Genomic DNA, 18,839 nt, shown 5'->3' with positions numbered 1-18,839 from the left:
GATAACAACAATGAAAAAAGTTCTGATTGCCGCGTTAATTGCAGGTTTTAGTCTTTCCGCCACAGCTGCCGAAACCATTCGTTTTGCTACCGAAGCCTCCTATCCTCCGTTTGAATCGATTGATGCAAACAACCAGATCGTTGGTTTTGACGTCGACCTGGCACAGGCGCTGTGTAAAGAGATTGATGCAACCTGTACTTTCTCTAACCAGGCGTTTGACAGCCTGATCCCAAGCCTGAAATTCCGTCGCGTAGAAGCAGTGATGGCGGGCATGGATATCACTCCGGAGCGTGAAAAGCAGGTGCTGTTTACCACGCCGTACTATGACAACTCTGCCCTGTTTGTGGGTCAGCAAGGCAAATACACCAGTGTTGATCAGCTGAAAGGCAAAAAAGTCGGCGTTCAGAACGGGACGACACACCAGAAGTTCATTATGGATAAGCACCCGGAAATCACCACCGTTCCGTATGACAGCTACCAGAACGCAAAACTGGATCTGCAAAACGGTCGTATCGACAGCGTATTCGGTGACACTGCAGTGGTCACCGAGTGGCTGAAAGACAACCCGAAACTGGCGGCAGTGGGCGATAAAGTGACCGATAAAGATTATTTCGGTACTGGCCTCGGCATCGCGGTACGTCAGGGCAACACTGAACTGCAGCAGAAACTCAACACTGCGCTGGAAAAAGTGAAGAAAGATGGCACTTACGAAACCATCTACAACAAATGGTTCCAGAAGTAATTCCTGATGAATGAATTTTTTCCTTTAGCAAGCGCCGCCGGGATGACCGTCGGCCTTGCCGTTTGTGCATTGATTGTCGGGCTGGCGCTGGCGATGTTCTTTGCGGTATGGGAGTCGGCAAAATGGCGTCCTGTCGCGTGGGCAGGTTCAGCGCTGGTAACCATTCTGCGTGGCCTGCCAGAAATTCTGGTGGTGCTGTTTATCTATTTTGGCTCCTCGCAGCTGCTGCTGACGCTTTCGGATGGCTTCACTATCAATCTTGGGTTCGTGCAGATCCCGGTGCAGATGGACATTGAGAACTTCGACGTTAGCCCGTTCCTTTGTGGTGTCATCGCTCTGTCGCTGCTGTATGCCGCCTATGCCTCGCAAACGCTGCGCGGCGCGTTGAAAGCGGTGCCGATGGGTCAGTGGGAATCCGGCCAGGCGCTGGGGCTGTCGAAATCGGCTATCTTTTTCCGTCTGGTGATGCCGCAGATGTGGCGTCATGCGCTGCCTGGCCTCGGTAACCAGTGGCTGGTGCTGCTGAAAGATACCGCGCTGGTCAGTTTGATTAGTGTGAATGATTTAATGCTACAAACCAAAAGCATTGCTACTCGTACCCAGGAACCGTTTACCTGGTACATTGTGGCGGCGGCGATTTACCTGGTGATCACCCTGCTCAGTCAGTACATTCTCAAACGCATTGACCTGCGCGCGACACGTTTTGAGCGGAGGCCTGGCTAATGTTTGAGTATTTACCCGAACTGATGAAAGGGCTGCACACCAGCCTGACGCTAACCGTTGCCTCGCTGATTGTGGCACTGATTCTGGCGTTGATTTTTACCATCATCCTGACGCTGAAAACGCCGGTACTGGTGTGGCTGGTGCGGGGTTATATCACGCTGTTTACCGGTACGCCGCTGCTGGTGCAGATCTTCCTGATTTATTACGGGCCGGGCCAGTTCCCGACGTTGCAGGAGTATCCGGCACTGTGGCATTTGCTGTCAGAACCGTGGCTGTGTGCGCTGATTGCGTTGTCGCTGAACAGTGCAGCGTATACCACGCAGCTGTTTTACGGTGCCATTCGTGCGATCCCGGAAGGTCAGTGGCAGTCCTGTAGCGCCCTGGGAATGAGCAAAAAAGATACGCTAGCGATCCTGCTGCCGTATGCCTTTAAACGCTCGCTCTCTTCTTATTCCAACGAAGTGGTGCTGGTGTTCAAAAGTACCTCTCTGGCTTACACCATTACGCTGATGGAAGTGATGGGATACAGCCAGTTGTTGTACGGACGCACCTACGATGTCATGGTGTTCGGTGCGGCAGGGATTATTTATCTGATTGTTAACGGTCTGTTGACGCTGATGATGCGTCTGATCGAGCGCAAAGCACTGGCATTCGAACGGCGGAATTAATGTAGCTGCGTGCTGATGCCGGATGCGTCGTGGACGTCTTATCCGACCTGCATAGTGCATAAATTCTTATAATGAAGACGGACAACTCACTAAGTTGTCCGTCTTTTTTTATTTCATTTAAATTATTTAATCATATTTATTGCATATAAATTCACTTAATGGCATTGTTATCCCATGCCGCAGACACGGCCAAAAATCATAAGATTGACAGACGGGAGTTCCATCATGAAAAAGTTAGTTCTTGCCGCTTTACTTGCTTCCTTTACTTTCGGTGCTTCTGCCGCAGAGAAAATCAATTTTGGCGTTTCAGCCACCTATCCCCCCTTTGAATCTATAGGTGCTAATAATGAGATTGTCGGCTTTGATATCGACCTGGCAAAAGCCTTGTGCAAACAAATGCAGGCAGAATGTACTTTTACTAATCACGCGTTCGACAGCCTGATCCCGTCACTGAAATTCAGAAAATATGACGCCGTAATCTCCGGTATGGATATCACGCCGGAGCGTAGCAAACAGGTATCGTTTACCACGCCCTACTATGAAAACTCAGCCGTCGTGATTGCCAAAAAAGATACCTACAAAACGTTTGCCGATCTGAAAGGCAAACGTATTGGGATGGAAAACGGCACCACGCACCAGAAATATATTCAGGATCAGCACCCGGAAGTGAAAACTGTCTCCTATGACAGTTATCAGAATGCCTTTATCGACCTGAAAAATGGTCGTATTGATGGGGTATTTGGTGACACAGCGGTGGTAAACGAATGGCTGAAAACCAATCCACAACTGGGCGTTGCGACTGAGAAAGTGACCGATCCGCAGTACTTCGGCACCGGCCTGGGTATCGCTGTACGTCCGGATAACAAAGCTCTGCTGGAAAAACTGAATAATGCGCTGGCAGCAATTAAAGCTGACGGTACATATCAGAAAATCAATGACCAGTGGTTCCCGCAGTAAGTATTCATTTGCCGGAGTGGGTGTTCGCCCACTCCGGCAACATCACCTCTCTACGCTAACCCCAGGCGCTGAAACTGCTCTGGCGGCGCATCATTATCTTTCATTAACTGGATCAGCAACGCGATCATCCGGGCCTCGATCGCATCATCATCAATAGGATGCAACTGCTGCGGATCGTTTTGCAGATCGAACAGCAAATGCCCAAACTGATTCAGCCCCTTATATTTCTCCTGCGCCGGGATGCGTAACACCTGTAACCCTTTGGTAAAACGAAACGGAGGGGCCAGCGATAAAGTCCGCATCTCATCCACCGGATAGCGGCTGTTCATTTTAATCGGCATTAATGTGTAGTTAACAATATCATCCTCACGACCCGGCAGCGCGGCACGCATATACACATAACGCCCATCGGTTACGTTGACATGACCACTAAAGACACCAAACATCGCCGCGCTGCGTACCGGTTCATCGTGGCTGACCGTTTTCGCAAGTGGTTGCCCCTGCACATCGGGCGGCACCGGCTGCTGAAAAAAGTCATACAGCGTAGGTGCCCAGTCGATCATCTGCACCAACGCCTGACGACGTTCGCCTTTTACGCCGCTGCGCGGATCCCAGATAAACAGCGGGTTATTCGCTACCTCGTTGTAATAAGGCATCTGGTTTTTCGCCCACCAGCCATGCTCACCGAGTAAAAAACCGTGATCGGTGCCGACAATCAGCATGGTGTCTCGCCACAGATCGTGCTCATCCATCAGGTCCAGAATGCGCCCCAGGTTGCGATCGCACATCGACACCAGCGAGCGATAGCGGCAGCGGATATGCTCCACGGCCTCGTCGCTTTCCAGCACCCGACCACGCGGCCAGTCATAATGCGGCCCGCTCCAGTCATCCTCATACAACGAAAGGTACTCTTGCGTTGTGTGAAACGGCTCGTGCGGATCAAACGTTTCGACCTGCAATAACCAGTTATCTTCCGCGTGATTTTTGTGGATAAAAGCACAACCCGCATCAAAGACTTTGGTTTGTGGAAAATCCGCTTCCTGCTGAATATATTCCCGGTTGGCCCAGTCATGACGCCACAGGCCAGAAACACCGCCGCCGGTCTGCTTTTGTGGCACCCTTAGCACCTCGGGAATAGGCGGTTGCGCAACGCTCGCCTGCCAGTGATCGCCTTCCTGGCCGCGCACAATCTCCCATGAACTGTAGCGATTATGATAATTCCCGCCGCCATCTTCCCAGTAATGCAAATGATCGCTTATCAGGTGGGTATAGATCCCCGCCTTTTTAAGCAGCTCCGGCATGGAGTCGTCAAACGGTTCTAACGGCCCCCACTCCCGGTGCAGGAAGTTGCATCGCCCGGTATGCAGCTCTCGCCGGGCGGGCATGCAGGGCATACTCCCGACGTAGCTGTTTTCAAAGGTGGCGGCATGTGCCGCCAGGCGTTGGAAGTTCTCTGCTTTTGTCAATAAATCGCCATACGGGGGTAAATATCTTTTGTTCAGGCTATCGAACAGGAGAATAATGGCTTTCATTGCTCATCCCTTTTATTTATTTAGCAGATGAGGGAAATGCTGCTGGACGACTTCATAAATCTGCGCGCCAATCGTTTCACCATCCATAATATTTTCAATCGGAATCAGATATTGCCCGTGTTTTGGGTCCAGGCTGACCACGTCGAGTAATTTTTTGGAAATAGCAAAAATATCCGCCCAATCGGTAAAGCCTCCCACCTCGCCTGCGGCGGTATGTTCCATTTCAACTTTGAACTCATATTTCGTCAGCGCTTTTTTAACAACCGTTTGTAACATCACGCTACTACCGACACCATAACCACAGACAAACAAAATATTAATTGTATCTTTCATTTTTAAACCCTTAATAGTGAATTATCCCGCGTAAGGACCAAGATGGAATGTTGCAGCGATAAATTTCAGAACTTCACAAATAGCAGGCCATACGGTTGCCCAGTCAAATATTCCTGTCCAGCCGACGCCATTTTCAGCAAGCCCGGTTAAAGGAATAGCCCACACCGTACCGAAGGTCTGAATAATACCCAGCAAGAAGGTACAGATAATTACGGAGCGGTATCCGCCCATTCGGTTTGCTAATACACCAATCGGGCCGCCTGAGAAAAATAAAGGTACAAAGCCTGGCAATACCATAATGGGGCTGTGGATCAGCAATAAGATACCCATCGAGAAAATGGTGCCAAAAGTACAGAAGACAAAACCTAACGTTGCGGCATTGGGTGAAAAAGGCAACAGTGCGGCGACATCGACGGCGGGAATGGCGTTAGGAATAAAGCGATCCTGCCAGCCTTTAAAAGAACCGTTAATTTCACCGACCATCATGCGCACGCCCTGCAACAGAATGACCATGTACATGGAGAACTGTAAGCCCAGATTGATGATATAGATGTACCAGGGTTTACCTTTCGCCATCATCTGGACGTTATCAATGCCCGTGGAGAGCAGGAAACCGCCCACAAACAGCGTCATCACAATGGCGATAGCCGTCACGTTGTGGTTAAAAATCGCCAGCCAGCCGGGAAGTTTCAGGTTTTCAGCATCGTGCTTTTCCGGGTCGCCAAATTTATGGGCGAATTTGGAGAAAAACCACAATCCCAACATCTGGTTATGGGCAATAGTAAAACCAGCATCTTTAGTCACTTTGGCGATAGGTTTAACAATGAGCGTGGTGGAAAAAGCCCAGAATATACCCGTTAATACCCCGGCGATAATAATCGACGTGGTCCAACTAAATCCTAACCAAAAAACAATTAACCATAATACGGCCTGCGAATGTGACACCCCAGTATTACCGGTCAGGAATATCCCTTTGGCACCGGTATAGCGACCAAACAGTACCAGTAACAGGTTGGTAAAAAATGCCAGAACAAAAACATAACCTACGTAACCAAAATTATCCCCCAACGCAATTTGCGTTGCGGCTTTCATGGCGTAGGAATCCATTAAATAACCATGAACGCCATAGGCTTTACTTACAGCCTCTGCTACCGGTTTAAATGTTGCGGAGAATTGAAACCCACCAAATAACACCATCATTAATCCCACCATGGCGCTGACCATACCGGTAATAATTTTTATTGGCGATTTCTTATCAAGGGCATAACCAATGCCCACCAGCAAACCAATTAATATTGCGGGTTCGGTTAAAAACGTTTGAATAACATCTATGAATTTGGCAAACATCGTCGGAACGCCCTCCATAAGCGTACATTTCCGTTGTCAATGCATGAACCTTCTGCTGACGTTAATAATGCTTCAGATATTTTTTATTTTTCGCTAAGCGATGCCTCTGCAGGTATTCGGTAAACGCACTTTAGTAATCAAAACAGTTCATTTAAAGATCTTATTTGATTATTTGTGATTTGATTTGCAAAAATAGCGCAATATATAACCATGATCGATCGGTTAATATTAATCGATCGATCACGGTTATTATTTAGAATGGATGTATGCCGGAGTGATATTGATTTGAGTGATGTATTTACATTTTTACCAGCAGTGTCAGCACTTCGTAATGCGCGGTGTGGGGGAACATGTCGAAAAGCTGTACCCGTTCGATGCGATAACCCGGCAGCTCGCGGATATCTTTCGCCATGGTTTGGGCGTTACAGCTGGAGTAGATGATAAAACGCGGTGCCATCGTTGAGAGATAATCACATAGCGGTTTACCAATGCCGCGGCGCGGCGGGTTAACCAGCACCAGCTCCGGCACTTCCCCCTGGGCGGTAGCAAACTGAGTGGAGTCCAGCGCCTGAAATTGCAAACGCGTTAAGCCCAGTTCAGCGGCTGACTGCTTCGCACAGGCAATGGCCTCTGGTGCAATTTCGATCCCGGTTAACTGCATGTCAGGCGTCGCGCAGTGTAAACCAAAGCCCCCCACGCCGCAGAACAGATCCCACATATGGTTTACCGGTAGTTGCCGCACCCAGTCGCGCGCGGTAGCGTAAAGCTGGCTGGCGACCGCCGGATTAGTCTGGAAGAAACTTTGCGGACGGATCCACAGCGGCACATCGTTAAAACGATCCGCCAGCGCCTGTTGTTCGGTCAGGTAGATCTCCGTCTCCCCTTCCATAATCGCCATATGTACCGGCTGAATATTGACGGTAATAACTTTTAGCTGCGGCAGTTGTTCCTGTAACCACGGCAGCGCCTTACGCAGTTGCGCCAGTTTGGTTTCAGAACGCAGTACAAAGCGCAGCATCATGCCGCCATCGCTCTGGCTTTCGGTCAGCAGAATGTATTTCAGTTCGCCACGTTTGCGCGCCACGTTGTAAGGCGTAAGCCCGGCGCGAGCAATAAATGGTTTCAGTGCCGCAAAAACGGGCGCAAATGAGGCAGGATAAAGCGGGCAGTCACAAAGGTCTTCCGGTGTGCCGTCTCGATGCAGCATACCGAGCAGTGGTTTTTCAACGCTACCACTCACCACCATTTTGGCTTTATTACGAAACCCTTGTTCCGGGCCTGACACCGGCGCGCACCATTCCTCAACCGGAAAGTCGGCGAGCAGATTTTTAAGATCGGCGGTTTTAGCGGAGAGTTGCTCTGGAATCGGCTGCGTTATCCACTGACAGGAACGACAGCGACCCGCGTCGTAAAGTGCGCACTGCATACATTGACCTTCACATCATCAGGGGCGACGATTATACACATTATTGCAACTGGAAGAACCGCCGACTGGTCGAGGGAACGAACAGCAGCATCAGGATGAGCATATCCGGCAGCTTCTGCAGCATCAGGCTATGGAAGATTTCACGTTTTGATTCACCGGGAATGCTGAACAGCTCCGGATAACCATACCCCAGCGAAGCCGCCCACAAGTAACTTGCGGCCGTGATTTGTGTCAACAGATACAGCCAGCGCGCCCAGCGACGCCCTTTCACCAGTGAAAACGCACACCAGATCTCAATAAAAACCAACACCAGACTGCTTAAAAAGACCAGCGTTAAACTCCAGGTTTGTACGCTGCGATGAATGAACTCGCCAATACCGCGCACGCCCAGCGTATTGAAAATCATCAGCACGTCGAGGCCACGGATCATAATAATGGCGAGCGCCGCCACCTGCACCAGCGCAGGCACATTCAGGCGAGCATGAGATGAAGATGTTTTCTTAAAAAATCCCAACGTTTCGTCTTCCATGAAAACAATGCCGCGACATGCGCGGCATTATGTAGCCAGGTTGGCAAATTTTAGTGTCTTCAGCCACGTCTTGCACGCTGGATGTCGCGTATCCGCTGTTTTTCTGCGCGAGCCATCAGATACCAGGCGATAAATCCGACAATTCCGACCGCACCGAGGATCAATGTTGCCAGGGCGTTGATTTCCGGATTCACCCCCATCCGCACGCTAGAAAAGACCAGCATCGGTAACGTGGTGGCTCCCGGCCCGGAAACAAAGCTGGCGATAACCAGATCATCAAGCGACAAAGTAAAAGCTAGTAACCAGCCAGAAATGATCGCGGGCATGATCATCGGTAGCGTAATGACGAAAAACACTTTCAGTGGCGTCGCACCAAGATCCATCGCTGCTTCTTCTATCGAGCTATCCAGTTCCCGCAGACGCGACGAAATAACGACTGCCACATAAGCCGTACAGAAAGTGACATGCGCCAGCCAGATGGTGAGCATACCGCGGTCCGCAGGCCAGCCAATGGCATGAGCAAGCGCGACGAATAACAACAATAGCGACAAGCCCGTGATGACATCTGGCATCACCAGCGGCGCGGTGATCATAAAGGCAAAACCATTTGATCCGCGAAACTTGCCAAAGCGCACCAGCACCACCGCCGCAATCGTCCCGAGGATCGCCGCCGCCGTCGCCGCACATGCCGCAATTGTCAGGCTTAAACCAACCGCACTCATCATCGCGTCATCGCGCAATAATTCACCATACCAGCGCGTTGACCAGCCGGCCCACACCGTCACCAGCTTCGAGCTGTTAAACGAATAGATAACCAGCATCAGCATTGGCGCGTAGAGAAAGGTGAAGCCCAGCAGCAAAATCACAATCCGCCAGGGCGAACGAACTACCGGTAAATTATTCATCCGTGTTCTCCCACGCTTTTTTGCTGGTGTTTGTGGAACCACATTATCGGCACAATTAGCAGCAGCAACATGATGATCGCTACCGCCGAGGCCACCGGCCAGTCGCGGTTGTTAAAGAACTCCTGCCACAGCACGCGCCCGATCATGATGCTGTCCGGGCCACCGAGCAGTTCCGGGATCACAAACTCGCCCACAGCCGGGATAAACACCAGCATCGATCCGGCAATAATCCCGCCTTTGGTCAGCGGCACGATCACAGTAAAGAACGTTTTCAGCGGTCTTGCGCCGAGATCCAGTGCCGCTTCCACCAGCGAATAATCAATACGAATCAAGGCGGTGTAGATCGGCAGAACCATAAACGGCACGTAGGCATAAACAATGCCGATATAAACGGCCAGATTGGTATGCAGAATGGTCAGCGGCTGGTCGATAACCCCCAGCCACAGCAGAAAATTATTCAGTACGCCGTTATTTTTTAATATTCCCATCCAGGCATAAACGCGAATCAGAAACGAGGTCCACGACGGCAGGATCACCAGTAGCAATAAGATATTACGGGTCGAAGGCTTACTGTGCGCCACCGCCCACGCCAGCGGATAGCCGATCAGTAAACAGCAAATAGTCGAAATCGCCGCCACCTGTAGCGACTGGAGATAAGCATCGAAATAGAGCGGATCGTCGGTCAGTTGCAGGAAATTACCGAGATTAAGAGTGATGGAAAGTTGCCCGTCAGCCCACTCCATCAGTTCGGTATAAGGTGGAATGGCGCGCGCCATCTCCGCCAGGCTTATTTTAAAGACAATCAGAAATGGCAGCAGAAACAGCAGGATTAGCCAGATATAGGGCAGCGCAATCACCAGTTTGCGCCCATGCTTCATTTGCAACTGCGACAGCCACAGCTTAAAGGGTTTTGGCTGGGCAGCAGGTTCAAGTGTACTCATCTTTGCTCCTTAAACCGTCAGCACCACACAGCTGTCCACTTCCCAGCACAAACGCACTTCGTCGCCCCAGGTCGGTAACCCTTTACGATGACGATGGGCGTTTTGTAGCTGGGCGCTGATCATCTGCCCACTTTTCAGACGAACGTGATACACCGAAAGATCGCCGAGATAGGCTATGTGTATCACCTCCCCCACCGCGAAGTTACAACCATTGGCGGGCGGCTCTTCGCAAAGCATGATTTTTTCCGGACGCAGCGCTACGTGTACCGGCACGTTATCAACCACTGAAGCATCTGCATCGACTTTCAGTGGGTGCACCAGTCCCGGCGAATAAAGCACCAGACCATCTTCCTGACGCTCTTTGAGTACACCTTCAAAGACATTAACCGAGCCAATAAATTCGGCGCTGTAGCGGGTGGTCGGATGCTCATAGATCTCTTCCGGTTCGCCAATCTGGACAAATTTCCCACGATTCATAATGGCGATACGCCCCGCCATGGTCATCGCCTCTTCCTGATCGTGGGTGACCATCACACAAGTCACACCGACACGCTCCAGAATATCCACCACTTCAAGCTGCATCCGGTCACGCAGCTTTTTATCCAGCGCGCCCATCGGCTCATCGAGCAGTAATAGTTTCGGGCGCTTGGCAAGGCTTCGGGCCAGGGCCACACGCTGTCGCTGACCACCGGAAAGCTGATGCGGTTTGCGTTTGGCGAACTCCTGCATATGCACCAGCCCGAGCATCTCATTGACCCGGCTGGCAATTTCCGCTTTCGGTAGTTTGTCCTGTTTCAGGCCAAAAGCGATGTTCTGTTCCACGGTCATATGCGGAAACAGCGCGTAAGACTGAAACATCATATTGATGGGGCGCAGGTAAGGCGGAACCTGTGACAAATCGACGCCATCAAGCATTATCTGTCCGGCAGAAGGTTGTTCGAAACCTGCCAGCATACGCAGCAGCGTGGACTTGCCACAGCCGGATGCGCCCAGCAGCGCGAAGATTTCACCTTTGTAGATGGTCAGGCTGACATCATCCACCGCATGTTGACCATCGTAGGATTTGGTGAGGTTGCGGATTTCTAATAGCGGCGTCAGCGCCTTACGGGTTTTCGCCTGCGGGCGAGGGATAGCGTCATTCACGGCTGCTCTCCGGCATTGAATGTGTGCAAGCGCACCATAATGGTGCGAATTGCCGGCGGGTGTGGTGCGCCCGTCCGGCATCTACGACTGCGGATTATTTTCCGCTCTTCACTTTGGTCCACGCGCGGGTGCGCACACGGTCTATTTTTGGATCCTGCACTTTCAGAGTGAACAACTTCGCACGAACGTCCGCCGGAGGATAAATCCCTGGATTATCACGCACTTCCGCGCTTACCAGCGGCGTAGCTTCTTTGTTCGCGTTGGCATAGAACACATGGTCGGAAATATGCGCCACCACATCCGGGCGCAGCAGGTAATTCAGGAACTGATAGGCTTCGTCTTTATTTTTGGCATCCGCAGGCATGGCGAAGACATCAAAGAACGCCATCGCCCCTTCTTTCGGAATCGAGAACGAGACATTAACGCCATTTTTCGCTTCCTTCGCGCGGTTTGACGCCTGCCAGACATCGCCCGCCCAGCCAATAGCGACGCAGATATCGCCGTTTGCCAGGTCGTTAATGTATTGAGATGAATGGAAATAACGAATGTTCGGGCGCAGCTTTAACAGCAGATCGGTTGCCGGTCCGGTGTAATCATCTGCTTTAGTGCTGTTGGGATCTTTACCGAGATAATTCAGCACGGTAGCAAACACTTCTTCCGGTGCATCAAGGAAAGAGACGCCGCAGCTTTTCAGTTTTTCCAGATTTTCAGGCTTGAGGATCAAGTCCCAGCTATCGACGGGCGCGTTTTCGCCCAGCACCGCTTTAACTTTATCAACGTTATAGCCAATCCCGGTCGTCGCCCACATATAGGGCATAGCAAATTTATTGTCGGGATCGTGTTTGGCAACCAACTTCAGCAGCTCCGGATCGAGATTCTTCCACTCCGGCAATTTGCTTTTGTCCAGCGGCTGGAAAACTCCCGCAGTCAACTGGCGTTCAAGAAAGCTTGCTGACGGCACCACCAGGTCAAAGCCGGTGCTACCCGCCATTAATTTGCCTTCCAGTACTTCGTTAGAGTCGAAAACATCGTAGACGACTTTAATACCGGTTTCTTTTTCAAAATTGGCCACCGTGTCCGGGGCGATATAATCAGACCAGTTATAAATGTGGAGTGTTTTTTGTTCAGCCGCGAGCGTGCCGACAGAGACGGCCATCAGAGCACCCGCAACCAGACCCGATAGCCATTTTTTATTTAAGGCGGTCATATCTCTTTCCTTCTGAAAGTTCGTTAACAAACGAACAAAAGTTGTCACACTGAAAGATATGCAATAAACGTGCATATTTTTTATCGGCGCGGTGTAAGAAAAGAGAACTCTCTCCCGGCCAGCACTGCTCGCTATATAAAAGCATCGCAAGAATAACTTTAGCCAGGGTTTGAGACTATAGCTCGGATTAAAAAACGGTATTTAACAAATTTTTATGCGTATTTGCTCTATGTGATAAAGCCAAATCGGCACATGAGAAGTGAAATAATCTTTAAGAAAAGGTTAAAAACAGCAGATAATTTTGCAGCACGCAGTCACTGCGGCAGCGACTGCGTACTCGAAAGGAGTTATCAGTGGAGGAAATAGTTTTCGGTAACGTTGTTTTGCCCTTCATCGTCAGTCGGTAACAGCAGTTGATGGGCATTAGCTTCAAGAATGACCATCGAAATCTGCTCTTCGCTCTGACGCACGAACCATGCAAACTGCTCATAGGTTACGCCCTGCATAACGGATAAAGACTGGCAAACCACCAGCTTTGGCAGATTATCATCCTGCATATCAAGAAATGCTTTCACGGTCAGCGAACTGGCATTGATGGCAGATAAATCTGCCGCCAGGGGCAATACGGCTGAAGGTCGGACTTCCGCCATGGCAGAAAACAGGATCGTGTTATCGATCAGATCGATTTTGGCATCAAAGACACCGTCGAAATTCTGCATATGGGGCAGATGCAGAGCCTGACAGTTATCACATTCAAAAAAACTCATCCCCAGGTCATCGAGCCATTGACGCAGCGTATCCAGACCAGGAACGACCAGCGATGTCATAATTTTGTACAACCTCTTTCGATAAAAAGACCGGCACAGCTTACGCAAAAAGCGCAGGCAAAACCATGATCAGTAATGTGATTGCGACTAACCACCCGTTTTCAGGCAATATTCTGTCGTAGCGTGGCGTTCGATCCAGCGGATCATTTTACCCGCGATGTCGATACCGGTGGTTTTTTCTATTCCTTCCAGCCCCGGCGACGCATTCACTTCCATCACCAACGGCCCGCGATTAGCACGCAAAATATCTACACCAGCAACATCCAGCGCCATCGTTCGCGCGGCTTTTATCGCGATTTCACGCTCCTGTGGTGTGATACTGGCGACGCTTGCCGCGCCGCCACGATGCAAATTGGAACGAAAATCGCCCTCTTTCGCCCGCCGTTCAATCGCAGCGACCACTTCATCGCCAACAACCAGACAGCGGATATCGCACCCTTGCGCCTCTTTGATATATTCCTGCACCAGAATATGCGCGTTCAGACCGCGGAAAGCGTCAATCACGCTTTCGGCCGCCTGACGCGTCTCCGCCAGCACGACGCCAATTCCCTGCGTGCCTTCAACCAACTTGACCACCAGCGGCGCACCACCGACCATGTCGATTAAATCGCTGGTATCATCCGGCGAATGCGCAATGCCCGTGACAGGCAGGTCGATGCCCTGACGCGCCAGCAGTTGCATGGAACGCAATTTGTCACGCGCCCGGGCAATGGCGACCGACTCATTGAGCGGATAGCTCCCCAGCATTTCGAACTGGCGCAGTGCCGCCGTCCCATAAAAGGTAATGGCGGTACCAATACGCGGGATCACTGCGTCAAAATGGGGTAACTTGCGGCCTTTGTAGTGAATAGAAGACGCCGCAGGATTTATGTTCATGTAGCAAGAAAGCGGATCAAGAATTTCAACCAGGTGACCACGCTGTATAGCGGCTTCACGCAGCCGCTTACACGAATAGAGCGTTCCATCCCGGGACAATATGGCAATTTTCACCCTGCACCTCTCTGTCAGACCTGGTCAAAAGCCCGCGTATCATACATCGGCGTGGCGGTTTTAGCGCGTCGCCCAACCCTGTTTGTGCAAATAATCCAGTATAAATGGGCGGCTTTCTTTAATGATTGTTCGGCGGATATGATCGCTCCAGGTATCCCGGCGATTATTGCTGCCACGTGTGAGGTAATATTCCGCCAGTTGTTCGTCATACTGCGCCAGTGCGTCTTTATCCAGCGGTTGATAGCTGTTTTCATGCACCAAAATGGAGGACGGTAAACGCGGCTTAAGATCCGGATTATCCGCAGGCCAGCCAAGGCACAGCCCAAACAGCGGCAGAACATGCTGCGGTAATTTCAGCAGCTCCGTCACCGCTTCAATATTATTGCGCAGGCCGCCGATATATACCCCGCCCAATCCCAGCGATTCCGCTGCGGTTAATGCATTCTGCGCCATCATTGCCGTATCAACGACACCGAGCAACAGTTGTTCCGCCAGGCCAAGTTGTGCATCCGGACAGATCTGTAAATGGCGGTTAAAGTCGGCACAGAACACCCAGAACTCCGCCGCTTGCGCTACGTGTTTTTGCCCGCCGGTCAGCGTCACCAGTTCATCACGTAACGCTTTGTCGGTAATGCGAATAATGCTACTGCACTGCAAAAAACTGGAACTGGACGTCGCACGGGCGCTGTTAATAATCGCCTCACGCTGCGCTTCGGAAATGGGTTCATCAGTGAAATGGCGAATGGAGCGATGGCCACAAATAAGTTCAATGGTTGGCGTCATTATCTTTTTCTCTTTCTGAACGTGAATATTGCGGTGGACGGTTCATCAGCTGTGGGGCAAGACGTTTTGCCACCTGAAGAATAACCACCACCGCAGCGGGAAGCATGAGCAAAACACCGAGAAAAATCATCAGAATCTGCACTTCTGGCCGAGAAAATGGCTCAGGCAGCGACAGGGAGCCGCTTACCGACAGCAGCGCCACCGCCAGCAACATCATTCCGATAAATTCCAGTATCAACACGCTTTTAGGCAATTTACCGATCGCGCGCATACGCTTCCCTCTGCAAAGTGAGCCTTCAGTCTAAAACTTTTCACTGTATTGTGTTTAACAGTTATAGCTTTTAGCAATTAATGCAACAGGTTAAACCTACTTTCAGCGAATTCATTTTAGCGTGATCATTACAGGCATAAATCTATGAGGAGAGAAATAATGCAAACCGTTATTTTTGGTCGTCCGGGTTGCCCTTACTGTGTGCGTGCAAAAGATCTGGCTGAGAAATTGAGCAATGAACGCGATGATTTTCAGTATCAGTATGTAGATATTCGTGCGGAAGGGATCACTAAAGAAGATCTACAACAAAAGGCAGGTAAACCCGTAGAAACCGTGCCGCAGATTTTTGTCGATCAGCAACATATCGGCGGCTATACCGATTTTGCTGCATGGGTGAAAGAGAATCTGGACGCCTGATCGTCTGACAAGCCCTCGCGTTGAGGGCTTTATTGATTTTTTCTGTGCTGTGGTTTAAACAAACTACTGATAAATAAGAAACACAGTGCCCCCAGCGCACACCAGAACACCGCACTTAATAACCATGCCAGCTCTTGCCAGAATGAGCGCGTCGGTGAAAAAAACAGCCGCATAATAAGCATTGAACAGGGTGCCGCCAGCATTGCGCCAAACAGAGGTTTCAAGACTTCTCTACGCTGTGAAAAGAAGCTGGCAACTGCTCCAGGAAGAATGAAAAACAGCAAGCCGATTTCAGGATGCCCGGCAGCCCGAAAAGCGCCTTTCATGTGCGTCGCCAGAAAAAGGCACACCACAATGAAGAGGACAAAACAGCAGATTGCCCCCGCCCAACGTTGTTTATGTTTCACTCGTTCCTCCTGACACTGCGTCTATCGAACACATTTTTCGCCAGTGTGGCGTTCAGTAAGATAAAGCCGCTTCGCATTCCATGCTAATATAGGCCAACGCAATTCATATAGCCGTTGATACCTAATGTGATTACACTAGTAAAATATATTGTTACTTTACTATCGTTTAGGTGCGCTGAATGAATCTGCGCCCTGAATTCTGGTAAAAAACATTATCGTAAATTACCATTTCTTTCAACAGCTTACTAGTAAACAAGAAGTTAGCCTCCGTGAATATAAACGTCGCCGAATTGTTAAATGGGAATTACATTCTGTTATTATTTGTGGTCCTCGCGCTTGGGCTATGTCTCGGGAAATTACGACTTGGTTCGATCCAACTGGGTAATTCCATTGGCGTTTTAGTCGTATCGCTGTTATTAGGCCAACAACATTTCAGCATTAACACCGACGCGCTTAATCTTGGCTTTATGCTGTTTATTTTCTGCGTCGGGGTCGAAGCCGGACCGAACTTTTTTTCCATTTTTTTTCGCGATGGGAAAAATTACCTAATGTTAGCACTGGTGATGGTTGGCAGTGCGCTGGTGATCGCCTTAGGGTTAGGTAAGCTGTTTGGCTGGGATATTGGCCTGACGGCCGGTATGTTAGCAGGCTCTATGACGTCAACACCGGTTTTGGTCGGTGCTGGCGATACACTGCGTCATTCCGGCATGGAAAGCAGGCAGCTCTCACTGGCACTGGATAATCTGAGCCTCGGGTATGCCTTAACCTATTTAATCGGTCTGGTGAGTTTGATTGTTGGTGCGCGTTACTTGCCGAAATTGCAGCATCAGGACTTACAGACCAGCGCCCAGCAAATCGCCCGCGAACGTGGCCTGGACACAGATGCCAACCGTAAGGTTTATTTGCCGGTGATCCGCGCCTACCGCGTCGGCCCGGAGCTGGTAGCCTGGACCGACGGCAAAAATCTGCGTGAACTGGGTATTTATCGACAAACCGGCTGCTACATTGAACGTATTCGGCGTAACGGGATTCTGGCAAATCCAGACGGTGATGCCGTGCTACAAATGGGCGATGAAATAGCGTTGGTAGGCTACCCCGACGCCCACGCCCGACTCGATCCCAGCTTCCGTAACGGCAAAGAAGTTTTCGATCGTGACCTTCTCGACATGCGTATCGTCACTGAAGAAGTGGTCGTTAAAAACCATAACGCTGTTGGCAAACGCCTGGCACAACTGAAGTTGACCGATCACGGTTGCTTCCTTAACCGCGTCATTCGTAGCCAGATTGAGATGCCGATTGATGACAACGTCGTGCTTAACAAAGGTGACGTTTTACAAGTCAGCGGCGATGCCCGCCGGGTAAAAACCATCGCCGATCGCATCGGCTTTATCTCGATTCACAGCCAGGTCACTGACTTGCTGGCATTCTGCGCCTTCTTTGTTATTGGGCTGATGATCGGGATGATCACCTTCCAGTTCAGCACATTCAGTTTCGGCATGGGAAACGCTGCCGGGTTGTTATTCGCCGGAATTATGCTGGGCTTTATGCGTGCTAACCACCCGACCTTCGGTTACATTCCGCAGGGCGCATTAAGCATGGTGAAGGAGTTCGGCTTGATGGTGTTTATGGCAGGCGTTGGTCTGAGCGCTGGTAGCGGTATTAATAACGGCCTGGGCGCGATTGGCGGTCAGATGTTGATTGCCGGATTGATTGTCAGTCTGGTGCCAGTGGTTATCTGCTTCTTGTTCGGTGCTTATGTATTGCGAATGAACCGCGCACTGTTGTTCGGCGCAATGATGGGCGCACGCACCTGCGCGCCGGCAATGGAGATCATCAGTGATACAGCTCGCAGTAATATCCCGGCGCTGGGCTATGCGGGCACTTACGCAATCGCCAACGTCCTGCTGACGCTGGCAGGGACAATCATCGTCATGGTATGGCCAGGATTAGGATAAAACTGAAGTTGCCCTGAAAATGAAATTTTTTTGCACAACCGCAGAACTTTTCCGCAGGGCATCAGTCTTAATTAGTGCCACTGCTTTTCTTTGATGTCCCCATTTTGTGGAGCCCATCAACCCCGCCATTTCGGTTCAAGGTTGGTGGGTTTTTTGTTGCCTATAATTTATCTACTACCCTGCAACCCTCTCAACCATCCTCAAAATCTCCTCGCGCGATAGCGGCTTACGGTCGGTGACAAAATGCAGCGTCATCCCCTCAATAAACGCATCAAGCGCGCGGGCGGTTCCGGGTTCAAACCATTGTTCGAGCGTTTGCTGACTGCGCTGCATCCAGTTTTGCATTACCGTTTTTAATAGCGGTTTTCGGCTAGCCAGCGCGTAGAGCTGGTACATCAGCTCCATGTTATCCGGCGTTGCAACCTGTGAGCTGTAGATCATATCGGTGATAGCCTGGCATGCGCCTTGAGCATCACTAACATCGCTAAAAAATGCCTGATATTGCCGGGACATGATCTCAGTAAAACTGCTGAACGCCTCCAGCAACAACTCATCAATTCCTGAAAAATAGTAGGTCATCGACCCCAACGGTACCCCGGCAAGGGTAGCAATTTTGCGGTGCGTAACAGCATGTATTCCGTAAAGTTTCACCGCCTCCAGCGTGGCCTGGATAATTTTTTCTCGCCGTTGCGGATCGTTAGCGCGACGCATGTCATTTCCTCTCTCTGCAATTGTG

The 18,839-nt window shown here is 50.5% G+C and carries 21 protein-coding genes; 6 read left to right on the top strand and 15 right to left on the bottom strand.

The features are described from left to right. Positions 1–10: 10 nt before the first annotated feature. The 4 genes from artI to artJ all read left to right on the top strand — a co-directional run bounded on the left by artI (position 11) and on the right by artJ (position 3,090). On the top strand, positions 11–742 hold the full coding sequence (gene artI, locus G434_RS01495; protein WP_000756575.1) for an arginine ABC transporter substrate-binding protein ArtI: 732 nt from the start codon (positions 11–13) through the stop codon (positions 740–742). Positions 743–748: 6 nt separating this feature from the next. Then, positions 749–1,465: an arginine ABC transporter permease ArtQ gene (gene artQ, locus G434_RS01500; RefSeq protein WP_001001687.1), complete on the top strand. Its 717-nt coding sequence runs from the start codon at positions 749–751 to the stop codon at positions 1,463–1,465. Beyond that, a complete protein-coding gene (gene artM / locus G434_RS01505) occupies positions 1,465–2,133 on the top strand; it encodes an arginine ABC transporter permease ArtM (RefSeq protein WP_000464489.1) in 669 nt (222 codons plus the stop codon). Before artQ ends, artM begins: the two co-directional genes overlap by 1 nt. A 225-nt stretch (positions 2,134–2,358) precedes the next feature. Beyond that, positions 2,359–3,090: an arginine ABC transporter substrate-binding protein ArtJ gene (artJ, locus tag G434_RS01510; protein ID WP_001295905.1), complete on the top strand. Its 732-nt coding sequence runs from the start codon at positions 2,359–2,361 to the stop codon at positions 3,088–3,090. A 50-nt stretch (positions 3,091–3,140) separates the two neighbouring features. Here artJ and G434_RS01515 read toward each other — a convergent pair whose 3' ends face one another. From G434_RS01515 to G434_RS01575, 13 genes are all read right to left on the bottom strand, one after another. After that, complete coding sequence (locus tag G434_RS01515) at positions 3,141–4,622, bottom strand: sulfatase (protein ID WP_000644038.1); 1,482 nt, start codon at positions 4,620–4,622, stop codon at positions 3,141–3,143. 12 nt (positions 4,623–4,634) lie between these two features. Further along, on the bottom strand, positions 4,635–4,955 hold the full coding sequence (locus G434_RS01520) for a PTS sugar transporter subunit IIB (protein ID WP_000655513.1): 321 nt from the start codon (positions 4,953–4,955) through the stop codon (positions 4,635–4,637). Between the two features lie 21 nt (positions 4,956–4,976). Then, the gene (locus G434_RS01525) at positions 4,977–6,320 is read right to left on the bottom strand and encodes a PTS sugar transporter subunit IIC (RefSeq protein ID WP_000399308.1); all 1,344 of its coding nucleotides are present in this window, start codon (positions 6,318–6,320) and stop codon (positions 4,977–4,979) included. A gap of 280 nt (positions 6,321–6,600) precedes the next feature. Continuing rightward, the gene (gene rlmC, locus G434_RS01530; RefSeq protein WP_001149722.1) at positions 6,601–7,728 is read right to left on the bottom strand and encodes a 23S rRNA (uracil(747)-C(5))-methyltransferase RlmC; all 1,128 of its coding nucleotides are present in this window, start codon (positions 7,726–7,728) and stop codon (positions 6,601–6,603) included. Between the two features lie 40 nt (positions 7,729–7,768). Beyond that, positions 7,769–8,257 carry a YbjO family protein gene (locus G434_RS01535; protein ID WP_000389260.1) on the bottom strand — a complete coding sequence of 163 codons (489 nt, stop codon included), beginning with the start codon at positions 8,255–8,257 and terminating at the stop codon, positions 7,769–7,771. A 59-nt stretch (positions 8,258–8,316) separates the two neighbouring features. After that, a complete protein-coding gene (gene potI / locus G434_RS01540) occupies positions 8,317–9,162 on the bottom strand; it encodes a putrescine ABC transporter permease PotI (protein ID WP_001061643.1) in 846 nt (281 codons plus the stop codon). Further along, on the bottom strand, positions 9,159–10,103 hold the full coding sequence (gene potH / locus G434_RS01545; RefSeq protein WP_000105416.1) for a putrescine ABC transporter permease PotH: 945 nt from the start codon (positions 10,101–10,103) through the stop codon (positions 9,159–9,161). Before potH ends, potI begins: the two co-directional genes overlap by 4 nt. Before the next feature lie 9 nt (positions 10,104–10,112). After that, positions 10,113–11,246 (bottom strand): putrescine ABC transporter ATP-binding subunit PotG, encoded by a 1,134-nt coding sequence (gene potG, locus G434_RS01550; RefSeq protein WP_000996007.1) that lies wholly within the window; start codon positions 11,244–11,246, stop codon positions 10,113–10,115. A gap of 94 nt (positions 11,247–11,340) precedes the next feature. Then, positions 11,341–12,453 (bottom strand): spermidine/putrescine ABC transporter substrate-binding protein PotF, encoded by a 1,113-nt coding sequence (gene potF / locus G434_RS01555; protein WP_000126075.1) that lies wholly within the window; start codon positions 12,451–12,453, stop codon positions 11,341–11,343. Between the two features lie 350 nt (positions 12,454–12,803). After that, positions 12,804–13,280 (bottom strand): type III secretion system chaperone family protein, encoded by a 477-nt coding sequence (locus G434_RS01560; protein ID WP_000203025.1) that lies wholly within the window; start codon positions 13,278–13,280, stop codon positions 12,804–12,806. A gap of 87 nt (positions 13,281–13,367) precedes the next feature. After that, complete coding sequence (gene rimK, locus G434_RS01565; protein WP_000684321.1) at positions 13,368–14,270, bottom strand: 30S ribosomal protein S6--L-glutamate ligase; 903 nt, start codon at positions 14,268–14,270, stop codon at positions 13,368–13,370. 60 nt (positions 14,271–14,330) lie between these two features. After that, positions 14,331–15,053 carry a nitroreductase NfsA gene (gene nfsA, locus G434_RS01570; protein ID WP_000189140.1) on the bottom strand — a complete coding sequence of 241 codons (723 nt, stop codon included), beginning with the start codon at positions 15,051–15,053 and terminating at the stop codon, positions 14,331–14,333. Then, entirely contained in the window at positions 15,037–15,324 is a 288-nt protein-coding gene (locus tag G434_RS01575; protein ID WP_001201580.1) for a DUF1418 family protein, read from the bottom strand. Before G434_RS01575 ends, nfsA begins: the two co-directional genes overlap by 17 nt. A 159-nt stretch (positions 15,325–15,483) precedes the next feature. On the opposite strand from G434_RS01575, the gene grxA reads away from it, so the two are divergent. After that, entirely contained in the window at positions 15,484–15,741 is a 258-nt protein-coding gene (grxA, locus tag G434_RS01580) for a glutaredoxin 1 (RefSeq protein WP_001195231.1), read from the top strand. Between the two features lie 29 nt (positions 15,742–15,770). Here the strand turns inward: grxA and G434_RS01585 are convergent, their stop codons facing one another. Then, on the bottom strand, positions 15,771–16,148 hold the full coding sequence (locus G434_RS01585; protein ID WP_000681108.1) for an inner membrane protein YbjM: 378 nt from the start codon (positions 16,146–16,148) through the stop codon (positions 15,771–15,773). Between the two features lie 269 nt (positions 16,149–16,417). On the opposite strand from G434_RS01585, the gene G434_RS01590 reads away from it, so the two are divergent. Further along, positions 16,418–18,103, top strand: coding sequence for an aspartate:alanine antiporter (locus G434_RS01590; protein WP_001024876.1), 1,686 nt, complete (start codon positions 16,418–16,420; stop codon positions 18,101–18,103). A gap of 174 nt (positions 18,104–18,277) precedes the next feature. Here G434_RS01590 and rcdA read toward each other — a convergent pair whose 3' ends face one another. Next, on the bottom strand, positions 18,278–18,814 hold the full coding sequence (gene rcdA / locus G434_RS01595) for a DNA-binding transcriptional regulator RcdA (RefSeq protein WP_001297003.1): 537 nt from the start codon (positions 18,812–18,814) through the stop codon (positions 18,278–18,280). Positions 18,815–18,839 lie beyond the last annotated feature (25 nt).

The organism is Escherichia sp. KTE172 (assembly GCF_000408845.1).
Classification (GTDB): Bacteria; Pseudomonadota; Gammaproteobacteria; order Enterobacterales; family Enterobacteriaceae; genus Escherichia; species Escherichia coli.
This window is presented reverse-complemented; position numbering and strand designations above follow the sequence as displayed.

Bases quoted from the DNA above. Each gene is read 5' to 3' on its own strand.
- G434_RS01525 (WP_000399308.1), bottom strand. From the start codon at position 6,320: ATGGAGGGCGTTCCGACGATGTTTGCCAAATTCATAGATGTTATTCAA.
- artM (WP_000464489.1), top strand. From the start codon at position 1,465: ATGTTTGAGTATTTACCCGAACTGATGAAAGGGCTGCACACCAGCCTG.
- artJ (WP_001295905.1), top strand. From the start codon at position 2,359: ATGAAAAAGTTAGTTCTTGCCGCTTTACTTGCTTCCTTTACTTTCGGT.
- G434_RS01560 (WP_000203025.1), bottom strand. From the start codon at position 13,280: ATGACATCGCTGGTCGTTCCTGGTCTGGATACGCTGCGTCAATGGCTC.
- rcdA (WP_001297003.1), bottom strand. From the start codon at position 18,814: ATGCGTCGCGCTAACGATCCGCAACGGCGAGAAAAAATTATCCAGGCC.
- nfsA (WP_000189140.1), bottom strand. From the start codon at position 15,053: ATGACGCCAACCATTGAACTTATTTGTGGCCATCGCTCCATTCGCCAT.
- G434_RS01535 (WP_000389260.1), bottom strand. From the start codon at position 8,257: ATGGAAGACGAAACGTTGGGATTTTTTAAGAAAACATCTTCATCTCAT.
- grxA (WP_001195231.1), top strand. From the start codon at position 15,484: ATGCAAACCGTTATTTTTGGTCGTCCGGGTTGCCCTTACTGTGTGCGT.
- potF (WP_000126075.1), bottom strand. From the start codon at position 12,453: ATGACCGCCTTAAATAAAAAATGGCTATCGGGTCTGGTTGCGGGTGCT.
- G434_RS01515 (WP_000644038.1), bottom strand. From the start codon at position 4,622: ATGAAAGCCATTATTCTCCTGTTCGATAGCCTGAACAAAAGATATTTA.
- G434_RS01520 (WP_000655513.1), bottom strand. From the start codon at position 4,955: ATGAAAGATACAATTAATATTTTGTTTGTCTGTGGTTATGGTGTCGGT.
- artI (WP_000756575.1), top strand. From the start codon at position 11: ATGAAAAAAGTTCTGATTGCCGCGTTAATTGCAGGTTTTAGTCTTTCC.
- artQ (WP_001001687.1), top strand. From the start codon at position 749: ATGAATGAATTTTTTCCTTTAGCAAGCGCCGCCGGGATGACCGTCGGC.
- rlmC (WP_001149722.1), bottom strand. From the start codon at position 7,728: ATGCAGTGCGCACTTTACGACGCGGGTCGCTGTCGTTCCTGTCAGTGG.
- potI (WP_001061643.1), bottom strand. From the start codon at position 9,162: ATGAATAATTTACCGGTAGTTCGTTCGCCCTGGCGGATTGTGATTTTG.
- G434_RS01575 (WP_001201580.1), bottom strand. From the start codon at position 15,324: ATGCGCGCGATCGGTAAATTGCCTAAAAGCGTGTTGATACTGGAATTT.
- potH (WP_000105416.1), bottom strand. From the start codon at position 10,103: ATGAGTACACTTGAACCTGCTGCCCAGCCAAAACCCTTTAAGCTGTGG.